This is a genomic window from Metabacillus sp. GQ13 (assembly GCF_059758525.1).
The window spans coordinates 111,877-127,555 of the sequence record NZ_JCAXET010000003.1; the positions used below are offsets into that span (position 1 = coordinate 111,877).

Here is a 15,679-nt window from a genome sequence, read left to right on the forward strand (position 1 = left end):
CATAATCAATTCACCAATGTTTATGCTTGAAGTGATTATGTTTTCCATGTAATAAACATATGAGCATAATTTCACTATTCTTCATCACAATTTATGATGAATAGATCACAATTATGATTAAAACTTGTTTATATTATTGGATAAACCTATAGTTTTGAAATTTGTATTAAGACAAATTTTCAACTACTTTGCTAGGTTATCATCTTGAAATTTCTTTGCTGTGCCTACACTTGGATTAAATTAAGAAAGGTATCCAGCCACCAATATCCGGAAACAGCCCTATTAATCTATATGACTTAAATTGATTAAAAATTCATTTATTTAGGTTATTTTCAAAAGTTGATCTAGTACCTAGGACAAATCAGCACTCCGGTTTCACCTATATAAATAAGCTTTTAAAATTTTCAATGGTGAATGAGAAGCTATATCTAATAGATAGCTGGATAAAATCTTCTTAGAAAAGAACACTTCGATATTCTTTAAACGGACTGTCATACCGTGTACAAAAAGAAACAAACTTTGTGGAGACTGCCTTTTATAAAAAGGCTGCTTTCGCAAAGTTTGTTGTTATCCGTACAAAGTACTAATTACACGTTTTAACTATATCTTCGTGCTCTTTTCGCTAAATTACTCTAATATCCCTCTGGAGATAGCTTCAATTTATATCATAAAAATCTAAAAGCCGATTTTTTATTCGTACTAGAGCAACAAACTTTTAGAAAAGAGCCTATAAAAACAAAAAAACTGACAATATTTTTGTCAGTTCAGTCAATAATTAGAAAATACCTAGATATGAAAAAACGATCTAATCAATGTTTTTATACATGTAACAACATACGATTTAGTGCTAATACTGCTTCCTCTGTTATGTGTTCTGGAACAATGATTTGATTCGTTATTTCTCCTTTTTCTAAGCCTTCTAATGTCCATAAAAGATGGGGTAAGTCTATACGATTCATTGTTAAACACGGACACATATAAGGATTTAAAGAAACGATTTGCTTATCCTGATTTTGCTGAATAAGTCGATTAACAAGATTCATTTCTGTTCCAATTGCCCATTTCGTACCTGGCCCTGCTGCATTAATTTTATCTATAATATACTTTGTAGACCCTGCGTAGTCCGATAAGCTAACAACCTCTCTGCTGCATTCAGGATGAACAATTATCTTCATATCAGGTTCTGTTTTTCTCAGGTCTTCTATATTTTTAACGGTGAAATTTTCATGAACAGAGCAATGACCTTTCCACAGAATGACGATAATTTCATCAACATTTCCATTATGCTCCAATTCATTTGTAATAGGGTTCCATATCGCCATTTTATCCAATGGGATCCCAAGGTCAAATGCTGTATTTCTCCCTAAGTGCTGATCAGGTAAAAATAAGATTCTCTCCTTTTGAGAAAATGCCCAATTTAACATTTTTTTCGCGTTAGAGGACGTTACAGTAGCCCCACCATTTTTTCCTACGAACGCTTTAATAGCAGCTGTTGAATTTACATATGTGAGTGGTAGTATCGTATCGCCGAATAATTTCTGGAGCTTTTCCCAAGCACGGTCTGTTTGATCAATATCGGCCATATCAGCCATTGAACACCCCGCCCTCATATCAGGTAGTAAGACTTTTTGCTGTTCAGATGTTAGCATGTCTGCTGTTTCAGCCATGAAATGAACACCACAAAAAACAATATATTCTGCTTCGTTATTCTCTGCTGCTGCTTGAGCTAATTGGAGAGAATCACCAGCTACATCTGAGAATTGGACAACTTCATCCTTTTGATAGTGATGCCCGGGAATATATAACTTTGAGCCAAATTTCGCTTTGATTTCTCTAACCCGCTGCTCCATTTCTTCGATAGAACGTGTTTTGTAGGATTCTGGCATTAACTCCTTCTTCTCATGTTCAAGAATATCTAATATATCCATATTTAAATCCCCCTATTTTACATTTAAACTTATATCTAATGATTTATATGAATGTGTTAACATCCCCAGCGAGATATAATTGACATTTGTATTTTTGTAATCTGCTAAATTTTGAAGATTAATTCCACCAGAGGCCTCTGTAACGATATGACTTGGTGTTATTTCAGTAAATTTAGTTACCTCTTCAGCTGTTCTGTTATCAAACATAATCACATCTGCACCAGCTTCAATTGCTTCTAACAATTGCTTCTCTGTTTCAATTTCTACCTCTATTTTCACCATATGGCCAGTCTTCGCTTTTACCTCATTTACTGCATTCAATATTGAGCCAGCAAATGCAATATGATTATCCTTTATCATGACTCCATCGTATAAACCAAAACGATGATTGAATCCCCCACCACAACGAACTGCATATTTTTCAAACATTCGTAATCCAGGTGACGTTTTTCTTGTATCACAAATTCTCGTATGCTTCGAATCAAGAATTGTTACTGCCTTATTAGTCAATGTAGCAATACCGCACATTCTTTGTAGTAAATTTAAGATAACCCGCTCTCCACTGAGTATCGTGGACACAGGACCTTCAATTTCCGCTATGACATCTCCCTTTTTAAGAAGATCTCCGTCTTGTTTATTTAATAACACATTTAACTCCTGATTAAATAGAGAATATCCGGCCGCAATTACGTCTACTCCTGCTAGGATTCCATCTTCCTTCGCACTCATAATTGCTATTCCACGAGCATCCTTACCAAAAATTGATTGACTAGAAATATCTAATTCCCCTAGGTCCTCTAAAAAAAATTCTTCTAACTTCTTTTTTAGTTTCATTTCATTCATTCTCTACACTCCCACATGTATCTCGTCTTTCGTCCGAATGACTTGCTTTTGTTTCCACTCTTTATCATTAAGATTTGGATAATCAAGGCGGAAATGTCCTCCTCTGCTTTCCGTTCTTCTTAAGGCAGAAGAGGAAATAATCCAACCTATTGTCACCATATTTATTATTTCTACTTGATTAACTGTGAAATTATTCACATTCATATCCCAAAAAGAACTCTGTTCTAAATACCGCTCAAACCATTCAACTGCATATGTCAATTCATCATACGTTCGTTGAATTCCAACATAATTTGTCATTATTTCTTGTATTTGTTTTTTTGTTGGCCACGTTTGAGTTAGGTGCCTTACATGAATGCTTACATTCGGTGGTTTAACGACTGGAAAATTACTGTGATCAAAAGACGTTTTTGTTAAAAGATGTGTTGCTAATCTTTTTCCAAATACTAACCCCTCTAATAAAGAATTACTAGCTAGTCGGTTCGCACCATGAACACCTGTACACGCTGCTTCTCCAACAGCAATTAAGTTGGCAATTGATGTCTCTCCTATATCGTTGGTTTGAATTCCACCCATTAGGAAATGCATTCCAGGCGCTACCGGAATTCTCCCTTTAGCTAAATCAATCCCATGCTGTTTACATAAGGCTGAAATAGTCGGAAATCTAGAAGAGAAGTTCAAGAGCTGTGATATATTAAGAAACACCTTATTTCCCTTTTTCATCTCATAAAAAATAGCTCGACTGACAACATCTCGCGGTGCTAAATCACCTTGTGGATGGAGATCATTCATAAAGGCAACACCATTTTGATTTTCTAATGTTGCTCCTTCACCTCTAACTGCTTCTGAAATTAGCCCAACACACTTGCCGTCTATTTGTAGCATTGTTGGATGAAATTGAATGAATTCCATATCCGCAATTTCGGCACCTGCTCTGTAAGCCATTGCAATGCCATCGCCTGTTATAACATCCGCGTTTGAAGTATGGCCATAGACTGCCCCACAACCTCCACTGGCGATAATTGTTTTGCTTGCTATATATTGTTGGATCTGTCCTTTATCATTCTTTGTATAAACACCGTGGCAAACTCCGTCTCTAACAATTAACTCTGTCGCCATTTCATTTTCGACTATTTTAACGGAAGACTTTATGGCTTGAAAAATAAACTTTGTTACTTCTCTCCCAGTTGCATCTCCACCTGCATGGATGATACGGTGGTTACTATGTGCTCCTTCTTTACCTAAAAGAAATTCCCCTTGATTGTCACAGTCAAAGGTCATACCCCTTTTACACCATTCAAAGATTTCATTTGGACCCTCTTGAACGAGGTGCTCCACATTATCTGGATGGTTATGGTGACAACCAGCAACTAATGTATCATGATAATGACTTTTCCAAGAATCCGACTTATGAACTGAAGCAGCGATTCCTCCTTGGGCTAACATCGAATTACTCTTAAACCACAAAGATTTTGTAACAATTATGACCTGTTTATGACGTAAATGATAGGCAGCTGAAAGGGCTGCAATTCCACTTCCGATTATTATGACATCTGTTTGAGGCATAACAAATATCCCTCCTGTAAATTTACACCTGTCTTGACACCTATATTTACATATAATTAAAATAATGACAAGAGTTTTTTATTGTCAATTTAAAAGACTACGAAATAACTAGGAGTGAACGAATTGATCTATTTAGATTACGCAGCAACAACACCAATCAGTGATCATGCACTATCAATTTATATGAAAGCCGCGAAAAACGCATATGGAAATAGTAGTAGTCTCCATGATGTTGGCGGACTGGCCCATCGAACATTACAGGCTTCAAGAAAGCTAATTACAGAGATGATTGGTGGACATGAAAAGGGACTATACTTTACTAGTGGTGGAAGTGAAGCAAATATCCTAGCTATTCAGTCACTTTTAAATGGGATAGATCTATTTAAGAAACATATTATTACAACGCAATTTGAGCACTCTTCACTCTATACATTTTTTCAAAAGCTATCTAAAGAAGGATATGAAATTAGTTATTTAAAACCTGATCATCAGGGTCATGTTTCGCTAAGTAAAATAAAAGAGGCACTTCGTTCTGACACTGCCTTAGTTTCGATCCAACATGGTAATTCTGAAATTGGATCTGTCCAGCTAATTGAAGATATTGGTCCATTTTTAAGAGAACAAGGGGTTTTATTCCATTGTGATTGTGTTCAAACCTTTGGAAAACTACCAATAAATGTAGAAGAAATACAAATTGACTCTATTTCAATATCGAGTCATAAAATATATGGGCCCAAAGGTATTGGTGCAGCTTATATTAACCCTTCTGTATATTGGAAACCAGTTATTGAAGGAACAACTCATGAATCAGGATTTCGCCCAGGGACAGTTGATGTACCGGCAATTGCAGCATTTGCAACTGCTGCAAGCGATATCTCAATGAAAATGAAGGAAAATAATGAAAAAATACGTGCGCTAAGAGACTTATTCATTGACTTACTCCAACCTTATAAGGATACAATAACGCTATTAAATGAAAAATTTGATCCTACTCTTCCTAATATTCTACCTTTGCTGTTAAATGGAATTGAAGGTCAATATATGATGCTAGAGTGCAATCGATTCGGTTTTGCCATTTCAACAGGAAGCGCCTGCCAAGTAGGCATGCAAGCACCTTCCCGTTCTTTACTTGCACTTGGGCTTGACGAGCAAAGAGCAAAGCAATATATTAGAATATCATTAGGGATTCATACAACACCTGAAGATATTAAATCCTTTACACAAATTCTTATTAAAGCTATAGATGATTTTAAGAAATAAGGTCCAAATGATTGCAGTATAGATAGGAGTGGTGATGATGACTTCAGATAAAATATTAGGGAAAGAACGAAGAAACCTCTTACTAGAGTTACTTTCAAATGCAGACATGCCCATTACAGGCGGAGAACTAGCGAACAAAACAAATGTTAGTAGACAAGTCATCGTTCAAGATATTTCTCTTCTCAAAGCGAAAAACCATCCAATTATCGCTACAAGTCAAGGGTATTTGTTTTTGAACAACCAACATGATCAAGGGAATCATGTTGAGCGAATTATTGCATGTAAACATGCTCCGTCGCAAACGAGAGAGGAATTATCAATTCTTGTTGATCATGGTGTTTTTGTAAAAGATGTTATTATTGAACATCAAGTATACGGAGATCTTACAGCTTCCATCATGGTGGGGAATCGAAATGACGTAAATGAATTTATTACGAAAATAGAAAATAATCAAGCAGCCTATTTGTCACAGCTTACAGGTGGATTACATTTACATACCCTTCAAGCAGACAACGTCGAAAAACTAGATCGTGCTTGTGAAGAGCTTAATAAAAAAGGATTCCTAGTTAGAGACTAAATACTTAAAAAATTATTCAAATTCATATCTAATTATCATTATTTTAAAATACTAAACAGTCGACATCTAATGATGTATCAACACTTTATCATATGAGTAAAGACTGCTTTTAAAAAAGTTCGGGGCCAGCCCTTTAAAGTCCGTAAATGGAATCAAAAAGTGGCTGACCCTGATTGATAACCTTGGTTCATTATTCGCCAAGGTCAACATTATGGTATACCTGTTGAACATCCTCTAAATCTTCTATTGCATCAATCATTTTTTCAAATTGTACATGATCATCTTCTGGAAGTGTAACGTCATTTTGTGCTAGCATTGTTAATTCTGCAACAGTAAAATCAGTTATACCTACATTTTTAAATGCCTCTTGAACCACATGAAATTGGTCAGGCTCTGCATAAACAATTACTACTTCATCTTCTTCCAATATATCACGTACTTCTATGTCTGCTTCCATTAAAAGTTCAAGAACTTCATCTGCTGTTTTACCTTCAAGTCCAATCACTGCTGTCTTATCAAACATATAGGTGACAGATCCACTTACCCCCATATTCCCGCCATTTTTACCAAAGGCTGCACGAACATCGGATGCCGTACGATTCACATTATTCGTTAATGCATCAACGATAACCATAGAACCATTTGGTCCGAAACCTTCATAACGAAGTTCGTCATAGCTTTCTTCGGAACCACCCTTTGCTTTTTCAATTGCACGGTCAATAATTGCTTTAGGAACACTATAGGTTTTAGCTCGTTCTAAGACAATCTTTAATGCCTGATTCGCTTCTGGATCAGGCTCTCCCTGTTTGGCTGCAACATAAATTTCACGACCAAACTTTGCATAAATACGACTTGTATTTGCATCCTTCGACGCTTTTTTTTCTTTAATATTATTCCATTTACGACCCATTATGAACACTCTCTTTCCACGTTGAATCTTCTAATTCAATCTTATTGAGAGCAGGTTTAGTTAACAACCAACCTAAAGCATTTACTTCTAAGAGACATGCTTTCTCACTCCACTTCATATTATACCTTAATTCTTTTAGTGGCAAAACAAAAAGCAATCCCCATATAGAAGAATTGCAATCGTTTGTGATGTTTTACTTTTATTAAATACAGTCCTCACCATCTTTTTGGCTATTTTGGCCAATTGAATATGCTTCATATGAACCTAATAATTTGACACTGCAACCTAGTGCTTCTAATTCAGAAATAGCCCCTGGAATTAGCACCGTGTCAATTAACATATCAATATCTATAATAAAAAAGTAGTTACCTAGACCTGTTTTCATCGGCCGTGACTCAATTTTTGATAAACTTAATTTTCGCCAAGTAAATGCAGAAAGCACTTGATGCAATGCCCCAGATTGATTTGATGGGAGAGTGATCATTAACGTTGTTTTTTCTTTATTTGGATGTAGAAATTGGCTTTTATATTCAGCATTTACACTTGGATGCAATATAGCAAACCGTGTATGATTGTAGTGAAAATCATGGACATTTGCTTTTACAATTTCCAAACCATATTCTTTTGCTGCAATTTCATTTGCAATTGCTGCTACAGGCTCTACAGGGTGCTCACTGACGTATTTTGCTGCAGCACCGGTAGATGTAGCAAAATCGTATTTAATCCCTCTAAATCTGCTATGTAGAAACTTATGACACTGAGCAATTGCATGTGGATGAGAATAAACTCTGGTTATGTTCTCCCACTCATTCTTTCTAGATGGATGTACCATAAAATGTTGTTTAATTGGAGAAACAATTTCTCCGACTATGTATAATGGTTGTTCATGTATTAAGTAATCAAATGTTAAATTAACAGAACCCTCTAACGCATTTTCAGTTGGTACGACTGCATAATCAATTTCACCTTCTGCTACTGCATCAATACACTCTGGAATAGTCGTAAAGGCTATATTCTCAACCTCTTCCCCAAAGTATGCTTGAACTGCTAGATGAGTAAATGTTGCCTTTGGACCTAAATAACCTATTCTTGTTGTCAACAAACTCCAACTCCTTATGCACCTTGACCTAATATTTCTACCTTCTCAACAAATTCTAATCTGCGTAATTTAGTCATTAATCGATTAATATCCTCAGTCATTCCATTCGTATTAAGCGAGAGCGTTACATTAGCACGACCTTGGATTGGAATGGATTGATGAATGGTTAAAACATTGCAGCCGGCAGTCGCAACGACTGCTAACAAGTGGGAGAGTGTTCCACTTTGATCTTCTAAATGAAAAAAGAGAGTGATTAATTTTTCTTTTACCATTGTATGAAACGGGAATACAGCATCACGATATTTATAAAACGCACTACGACTCATATCCACTCGTTGAACTGCTTCTGCTACAGAATCTGCTTTCCCTCTTTCAATAAGTTTTTTCACCTCAAGCGTTTTTTTCATCGCTTCAGGTAGAATATCCTCACGAACTAAAAAAAACGTATCATCCTTCATGCTTTTCCCCCATCTTTTTTCTTTGATGTAGATAATTTATCACAATATTAGCTAAATTTCTTCTATTTTCGGTTAGAATTGTCAATATAATATCATTTGGTAGAAAAATGCATAAAAAAGAGAGCCATTTTTTATCAGCTCCCATAGCTTTATCAACACTTTTTATTCAACAAATTCAAATTCATAATCAAGTAATTTAATGATATCTCCGTCCTTAGCTCCTCTTTCTCGTAAAGACTCATCTACACCTAGTCCACGAAGCTGTCTAGCAAAACGTCTGACTGATTCATCACGTGAGAACTCTGTCATTTTAAAGAGCTTTTCAATTTTTTCTCCAGTAAGAACAAAGGCTCCTTCACTGTCACGTGAAATCGCAAAGTTTGGTTCTTCCTTCTTGAATTCATACATAACTCGATGTTCTGCTGGCTCTTCTTCGAATAATGGAAATTCTGGTGTCTGTTCAATGGCATCAGCTACTTCATACAATAACTCACGAACACCTTCTCGAGTTATCGATGAAATCGGATAGATTTTCACATCATCTTCAAGCTTTTTCTTAAACTCAGCTAAATTTTCTTCCGATTCTGGCATGTCCATTTTACTAGCAGCAATAATTTGCGGTCTTTCAGTTAACCGTAAGTTATATTCTTTTAATTCTGCATTAATTGTTAGATAATCGTCGTACGGATCTCTACCTTCTAATCCTGACATATCAATAACATGAACAATTACACGTGTTCTTTCAATATGTCTAAGGAATTGATGACCTAGACCAACACCTTGGTGTGCTCCTTCAATTAATCCAGGAAGATCTGCCATAACAAAACTTCGACCATCTTCTGTTTCAACCATTCCTAAATTTGGTACGATTGTCGTAAAGTGGTATTCAGCAATTTTTGGCTTTGCAGAGGACACTACCGACAAGAGTGTGGATTTTCCGACACTTGGAAAACCTACTAATCCCACATCAGCTAATACTTTTAATTCTAAAACAACATTCTTTTCAATCCCTGGTTCACCGTTTTCTGAAAGCTCTGGTGCTGGATTAGCTGGAGTAGCAAATCTAGAGTTACCTCTTCCGCCACGACCACCCTTTGCAATCACAGCTTGTTGTCCATGCTCGGTTAAATCAGCAATAACTTTCCCCGTATCTTCATCAGATACAACAGTTCCAGGTGGAACTTTTACAATCATTGGCTGTGAATTTTTCCCGTGTTGATTTTTAGACATCCCATGTTCACCACGGGGAGCTTTGAAGTGACGTTTGTAACGGAAATCCATTAATGTCCGTAAACCTTCCTCTACTTCGAATATAACGTCTGCACCATTACCACCATCACCACCAGCAGGTCCCCCTTTTGGTACATATTTCTCTCGACGAAACGCAACCATACCGTTACCACCATCGCCGGCTTTTACATAAACCTTGACCTGATCGACAAACATTTGTCTTCCTCCGTTCTTAAGTCCGCAGTGAAAACACTGTGGTTAACTCGTATGTATCAACTTGTATTTCATCCAAAATTAATTCTGAATGATCAACAGCTTTTAACCAATCTATTAATTGATCTGTATCCTTTATTATGCCATTAAAGTCAAAAAAGAAACGAATTTCTTCATCATATGAACGGATATCAATAGTAATTCCTAAGTGATTCTCACTACTAATATCTACAGCTTGATCTAATAGTTCAAAAAAGGCTGTACACCATTCTGTTACTATTGTGTCATACGTTTCTAATGATAGGCTATCACCTAATATTTCATATTCTAATACGAAATGATGGTTAGACCAATTAAATGTCATCAGATAACTAGCAAACAAAGACATCTTTAAATTACAAAGCTTAGTTTCTTGCTGAGCTTCGATAATAACTTCTTTAATAATATCGTTCACACGATCATATTTTTGTAATGACAGATTTCCCTTAATCAATTGCAATTTGTTCATCCAATCATGACGTGAATGATTTAATATATCAACAATATTCCATTCAATAGGTTTCTTTTTCATACTTATTTTCCCCTAGTTACTAAATAATTTCCATTAAGGATTTAAACTAAAAAGGCTGTATAAGAATTATAACAAACATTGTTTTCGAACATAAGGGTAATTGGGAGATTACTGAAAGAAAAGCGCAAGCCCTGTTTGGCCTCGACAAACATAAGACGCTTAGGAATAGAAGGTGTTCTTTACCTTCAATTCCTAAGTGGCTTATGTCCTAGGAAAATAGGGTTTAGTATTTTCCTAAGGAAAAAGGTATTTTGCCTCTTCCCTCGAGGGGCTAGTCGCTCGAGCTAGACACCAAACTACGTACAAAACATATAAATTCGAAAGCCATTAAAAAAACTCTAACCTAGGTTAGGTTAGAGTTCTCAAATGAACTTATGCCTCTTGTGCTACTGGGTATACACTAACTTTTTTGCGATCGCGACCGTATCGTTCAAATTTAACGACACCATCAACTTTTGCATATAGCGTATCATCACCGCCGCGGCCAACGTTTTCACCTGGGTAAATTTTTGTACCACGTTGACGGTAAAGAATTGAACCACCAGATACTAACTGTCCATCTGCACGCTTTGCACCAAGACGTTTTGAGATAGAGTCACGACCGTTTCTTGTCGATCCTACCCCCTTCTTAGATGCGAAGAACTGAAGATCTAATCTTAACATGAAGTTCACCTCCTGTTTAGTTCATTATTAAAACCGAAATGTATTGTCCATAGTCTCTTTCGATTGTTTGAAGTGAAACAAGCATACCTTCTAACAGCAATTGAACTTTATCACTAGTTGACTCGTCAAGATGTTCAGGCAATTTAACACGTAAATACCCTCCATCTCCACCTTGATCAATTTGTGGTTCAATATGAGTTAGACTAAGTACTGCATTAACAGCACCAAAAGTAACTGCTGAAGCTCCAGCGCAAACAATGTCCATGCCATGTTCATCGAACTCGGCATGTCCAGATAGAATGAACTCTTTTATAAGTCCCTCATTTGAGCGATAAATTTTTGCATTTATCATGTCAAACAGCCTTACGCGTTGATTTTGTCAATCACAACTCTTGTAAATGGCTGACGGTGACCTTGTTTTTTATGGTAGTTTTTCTTAGCTTTATATTTGAAGACAGTGATTTTCTTTTGACGACCATGTTTTTGAACTTGAGCAGTCACAGTCGCTCCGTCAACAGTTGGGCTACCAACTTTAACGTTGTCTCCACCTACAAATAAAACTTTGTCAAAAGTAACAGATTCACCTTGATCAGTATCAAGCTTCTCAATTGTGATGACTTGACCTTCTTCAACCTTGATTTGTTTTCCACCAGTTTCGATAATTGCGTACATTCCTTGCACCTCCTATAAACTCAGACTCGCCAAAACTAGGTGAATGCTTGTAACATTGCTTAAACCTAATTTTGAGCGGTTGTAGCACGGGTGCGCTACAAACCATAACATTAAACATAATATCAAAAAATCGAATAATATGCAACATCTTTATTGTTGCAATTGAACTTACCATAGCATTGTTTATGAGAATACTACAGAATAAAATTAAAATAGACACATATAGACTATAACGGTGAATTTGTGCTCTATTTGAATGATTCATTTCGAGAACAATCTATTTTAAACTCTTTTCATGATGGCATTGGTATCACCAATTTGTTTAATGTGATAACAAGGAACCGGATTTGAAATCTCAGAACTAATCACTTTAAATTTTAATGCCTCTTCAAGTTTCTTGAGATGTTCACCATCTCCACCTTTTAACAGAGCAATTACATCTGCTGTAGCTTCGATCCACACAGCTTCATCATCCATATACTGATATTCCCACAGCTCTCTTTCTAGGTTATATGCAATCGATTCTGCTGAAGCTACTCTACCAGTTCCCTGACATGTTGGACACCTTTCTGTAAGGCTTACTATAATTGGTTGACGGACCTTTTTTCTTGTGAGTTGCAATATATTTAATTCAGTAAATCCGATGATCTTATGTTGGACACGATCTTTTTGCATTTCCTGAGTTATTGTTTCGATTATCATCTTTTGATCCTCTTTATGCTTCATATCAATAAAATCAACCAGTATAATACCACTTATATTTCGTAATCGAATTTGTTTGGCAATTTCTTTGGCTGCTACTTGGTTTGTTTTTAGCACTGTATCACGCATAGATAACTTTCCGGAAAATTTAGCCGTATTAACGTCAATGACCGTCATCGCTTCAGTCTGTTCAATAACAATATTTGATCCATTCTTTAACCAGACGATTTGCTTTAGAAGCTTTTCGATTTCTTGATTTACTTTATAAATAGAAAATATTGCTTCCTTTGCATCATGGTATAAGATTTTTGTTTCTGGAAATTGCTGTCTCAGCTTTTGTACGCGATCAAATTGATCACTAATGATTATATCATCTGCTTTAATCGCTAGTTCATTTAAGATTCGATCAACAAAACTTTTCGCCTCCAAAACACATATAGGTTTTTTACTGTTTTTCTTTTGCAATGATTGAAACTGCGATTTTAGACCTGCATATTCTTCCCTAATTATTTCCTCTCGTTGATCTAAACTAGCTGTACGAAAAAGAAGCCCCTCTTTTTCTTTACGGAGCTCATGAGCGATATGTAGTAATCTGCTTCTTTCTTTATCATCTGACAATTTTTTCGAAACAGCAACATAATCGCCATAAGGCATGTACACCATTAATTTTCCACCAAATTCAATATTTGTTGTTAACTTAGGGCCCTTTTGATCTGTCCCCTCTTTTACAACTTGAACAACCAGCAACTCACCTTCTCTAATATAGTGTGAAATAGATGTTTTTGAGCCGCTGGTACCATTCCATTGAAAAGAAATGAGATCATTACGATGAATGTACCCATTTTGTTTTAAACCTAGATCAACAAATGCAGCCTGCATACCAGGAAGTACCTTTGTTACACGTCCAATATATATATTGCCTACAATCTCATCTTCAAAAGAATAAGTTTGGTGTATTTCACTGAGTTGATCATTTTCAAGAAGTGCACAACGCCCTTCCTTTGTTTTTTCATTTATAATTATTTTACGCACTCATATACCCTCTTTCTGTGGAAATGTACATGCTTATCACGTCCACTTAGATACCATTTTTACTATAACATAGAACTAGTACTAGATTAAATTTGGATTATATGAGTGTATTTATGTTTAATGTACCAACAAGAGTTCATGAGGTTTACTATCATAAGCTATTAAAAAGAGCCAAACAATTTCTTAATAAGTATAGACTAATTCTCCAACTTTCGATCCAACAAGCTTGTTTGCAAAATATGCGTGAAGTAACTCATTTTCATCCATCTCCGTTATTTTCGAGCCATTACTCTCAATCACAATTAAATGCTTACAACCTCTTTGGAATTTAAGCATGACATTATAAACTAACTCTGATTCATCGACAATGATCGGTTTTAACAATTTAAACGTATCTTGTTTCCCATAATAACGCTCCATTAAAAATCGTAAACACCCATACATTCTGTTTTTGTATTCGTGATATAAGCTATATATAAGAAATGTTGTAATGATCCAGATATTCATCTGACTTGGAGAATAGATCAAACTCACTACTACGTATAAGGATAAGAGTATAATCGAAGTGTAGATCATATACGAGTGTGCTTTCTTATACGACCAAAAATGAGAGTACAGAATAAATAATAATTTACCGCCATCTAAAGGCCACACTGGTAGCAAATTAAATAATAATATAGAGACATTATAAAAAGTAAATAACTGATAGTCAGCGACAGAAGCTACATTTCCGATGTAGAGTAAATAAGCTACCCCTTGAAGCCAAAAGTGCTGAATCGGCCCTGATATTACAACAATCAACTCTTGTTTCAATGAGCGATTACCATACTCATCCACCTCTGCCACACCACCAAAAGGAAGGAGCATAATCGATTTAATTCTCCAAGAAAAAAAATGAGCACTTATTGCGTGGCCCATTTCATGTATAAAAACAATTACCATTAACAAAATTAATGTTTTAAAGTTTGCAGTAATAACACTTATTCCAATCATTAACCACAACAAAGGATGAATATGGACTTTTTGTAATAGCGTAAAATATCTATTCAAATTGGATCACCTGAATTGGGTCAATAAAATTATCCCCTTTTTTAATCGCGAAATAATAGGTACCCTTTTGGTTTTCACTTAATTTCGTTTTACCAAGCTCTTTCCCCTTTTTAACAAAGTCATAGAGAGTAACATCGATTTTTTCTAAATTTCCATACCATGACTTCGTTCCATCCCCATGCTGTAAAACAATCGTTAGTCCAGTATCTGCCTTTTCCCCGGCTTCAATGATGATTCCTTCATTCATTGCCTTTACAGAAGGCTGATCTGTTTCCACCATTATACCTTGTTCACTATCTTCAAATGATTCTAAGACTTTACCAGTAGCGGGTACAGCGAACTCAGCAATCTCTTCCTCTTTCACACTACTCTCTGTTTCGGGAGATGTCTCACTCTTCGGCTCAAATAGTGCAAGTGGTTCCCCAAACTGATCGCGATACCAGGTCGATACGGCAGCAAATTGGAATTCTTCTTCAAGCGAATATGAAATAACAGATTTAGGTTGGTCAAAAATCGGTGAACCATTTTTAAAAATAATTGCAGTGACAAGAACAATGATGGCAGATAATAATATCTTGAACATAAATACTTCAGCACGAAACAGTGGATGTCCACCTTTCCCTTTATCGGGAACACTTTCAAAAGTAGGTGGGGAATAAACGCCATATCTTTCTTCATCACTCAAGTGGAGCGATGTCTTCTTTGACGTCGTATATGTCTCTGACAACCCTCTTTCACGTTTCCTTTTTTCAATCCGTTTTCTAATTTCATCCGCTCTATGACTCATCCCCATCAATCCCTTTAGTCAGTTTGTAAAAGTTTATGCCTTGTCCCTCTAAGTTATGATTATATTTTGCGGAAATGCACCTATAAGCAACGTACTATTCATAGGTTTAGTTTAAATA

General features: G+C 35.9%; 16 protein-coding genes and 1 other annotated feature. Of the genes, 2 read left to right on the top strand and 14 right to left on the bottom strand.

All coding sequences use genetic code 11. The annotated features are described in order from the left end of the window. Positions 1-818: 818 nt before the first annotated feature. The 3 genes from nadA to nadB are packed head-to-tail and all read right to left on the bottom strand — an operon-like array spanning position 819 to position 4,337. The gene (gene nadA / locus AC6CHR_RS04470) at positions 819-1,928 is read right to left on the bottom strand and encodes a quinolinate synthase NadA (protein ID WP_498247311.1); all 1,110 of its coding nucleotides are present in this window, start codon (positions 1,926-1,928) and stop codon (positions 819-821) included. 12 nt (positions 1,929-1,940) lie between these two features. Then, the gene (nadC, locus tag AC6CHR_RS04475) at positions 1,941-2,771 is read right to left on the bottom strand and encodes a carboxylating nicotinate-nucleotide diphosphorylase (RefSeq protein WP_498247312.1); all 831 of its coding nucleotides are present in this window, start codon (positions 2,769-2,771) and stop codon (positions 1,941-1,943) included. A gap of 3 nt (positions 2,772-2,774) precedes the next feature. Next, positions 2,775-4,337, bottom strand: coding sequence for an L-aspartate oxidase (gene nadB, locus AC6CHR_RS04480; protein WP_498247313.1), 1,563 nt, complete (start codon positions 4,335-4,337; stop codon positions 2,775-2,777). A gap of 114 nt (positions 4,338-4,451) precedes the next feature. Between nadB and AC6CHR_RS04485 the strand changes: the two genes are divergently transcribed. Together AC6CHR_RS04485 and AC6CHR_RS04490 are read left to right on the top strand one after the other, a co-directional pair. Continuing rightward, the gene (locus AC6CHR_RS04485; RefSeq protein WP_498247314.1) at positions 4,452-5,597 is read left to right on the top strand and encodes an IscS subfamily cysteine desulfurase; all 1,146 of its coding nucleotides are present in this window, start codon (positions 4,452-4,454) and stop codon (positions 5,595-5,597) included. A 34-nt stretch (positions 5,598-5,631) separates the two neighbouring features. Beyond that, positions 5,632-6,174: a transcription repressor NadR gene (locus AC6CHR_RS04490; RefSeq protein WP_498247315.1), complete on the top strand. Its 543-nt coding sequence runs from the start codon at positions 5,632-5,634 to the stop codon at positions 6,172-6,174. Positions 6,175-6,364: 190 nt separating this feature from the next. Here AC6CHR_RS04490 and AC6CHR_RS04495 read toward each other — a convergent pair whose 3' ends face one another. The 11 genes from AC6CHR_RS04495 to AC6CHR_RS04545 all read right to left on the bottom strand — a co-directional run bounded on the left by AC6CHR_RS04495 (position 6,365) and on the right by AC6CHR_RS04545 (position 15,561). Beyond that, positions 6,365-7,084, bottom strand: coding sequence for a YebC/PmpR family DNA-binding transcriptional regulator (locus tag AC6CHR_RS04495; RefSeq protein WP_498247316.1), 720 nt, complete (start codon positions 7,082-7,084; stop codon positions 6,365-6,367). 202 nt (positions 7,085-7,286) lie between these two features. Beyond that, on the bottom strand, positions 7,287-8,183 hold the full coding sequence (gene pheA / locus AC6CHR_RS04500; protein ID WP_498247317.1) for a prephenate dehydratase: 897 nt from the start codon (positions 8,181-8,183) through the stop codon (positions 7,287-7,289). Positions 8,184-8,197: 14 nt separating this feature from the next. Beyond that, positions 8,198-8,641 carry a transcriptional regulator ThrR gene (thrR, locus tag AC6CHR_RS04505; RefSeq protein ID WP_498247318.1) on the bottom strand — a complete coding sequence of 148 codons (444 nt, stop codon included), beginning with the start codon at positions 8,639-8,641 and terminating at the stop codon, positions 8,198-8,200. Between the two features lie 162 nt (positions 8,642-8,803). Continuing rightward, on the bottom strand, positions 8,804-10,087 hold the full coding sequence (gene obgE / locus AC6CHR_RS04510; protein WP_498247319.1) for a GTPase ObgE: 1,284 nt from the start codon (positions 10,085-10,087) through the stop codon (positions 8,804-8,806). Positions 10,088-10,103: 16 nt separating this feature from the next. Next, positions 10,104-10,655 (bottom strand): Spo0B C-terminal domain-containing protein, encoded by a 552-nt coding sequence (locus AC6CHR_RS04515; protein WP_498247320.1) that lies wholly within the window; start codon positions 10,653-10,655, stop codon positions 10,104-10,106. A 372-nt stretch (positions 10,656-11,027) separates the two neighbouring features. Beyond that, the gene (gene rpmA / locus AC6CHR_RS04520) at positions 11,028-11,318 is read right to left on the bottom strand and encodes a 50S ribosomal protein L27 (RefSeq protein WP_498247321.1); all 291 of its coding nucleotides are present in this window, start codon (positions 11,316-11,318) and stop codon (positions 11,028-11,030) included. 16 nt (positions 11,319-11,334) lie between these two features. After that, positions 11,335-11,670 carry a ribosomal-processing cysteine protease Prp gene (locus tag AC6CHR_RS04525; RefSeq protein ID WP_498247322.1) on the bottom strand — a complete coding sequence of 112 codons (336 nt, stop codon included), beginning with the start codon at positions 11,668-11,670 and terminating at the stop codon, positions 11,335-11,337. 11 nt (positions 11,671-11,681) lie between these two features. Then, entirely contained in the window at positions 11,682-11,990 is a 309-nt protein-coding gene (gene rplU, locus AC6CHR_RS04530) for a 50S ribosomal protein L21 (protein ID WP_498247323.1), read from the bottom strand. Between the two features lie 12 nt (positions 11,991-12,002). Continuing rightward, positions 12,003-12,081: a sequence feature (ribosomal protein L21 leader region), on the bottom strand. Positions 12,082-12,272: 191 nt separating this feature from the next. Further along, positions 12,273-13,724, bottom strand: a complete 1,452-nt coding sequence (locus tag AC6CHR_RS04535) for an Rne/Rng family ribonuclease (RefSeq protein ID WP_498247324.1) — start codon at positions 13,722-13,724, stop codon at positions 12,273-12,275. Between the two features lie 183 nt (positions 13,725-13,907). Continuing rightward, positions 13,908-14,774 carry a M50 family metallopeptidase gene (locus tag AC6CHR_RS04540; protein WP_498247325.1) on the bottom strand — a complete coding sequence of 289 codons (867 nt, stop codon included), beginning with the start codon at positions 14,772-14,774 and terminating at the stop codon, positions 13,908-13,910. After that, positions 14,767-15,561: a peptidoglycan DD-metalloendopeptidase family protein gene (locus AC6CHR_RS04545; RefSeq protein ID WP_498247326.1), complete on the bottom strand. Its 795-nt coding sequence runs from the start codon at positions 15,559-15,561 to the stop codon at positions 14,767-14,769. The genes AC6CHR_RS04540 and AC6CHR_RS04545 overlap by 8 nt, the downstream gene beginning before the upstream one ends. Positions 15,562-15,679: the final 118 nt, after the last annotated feature.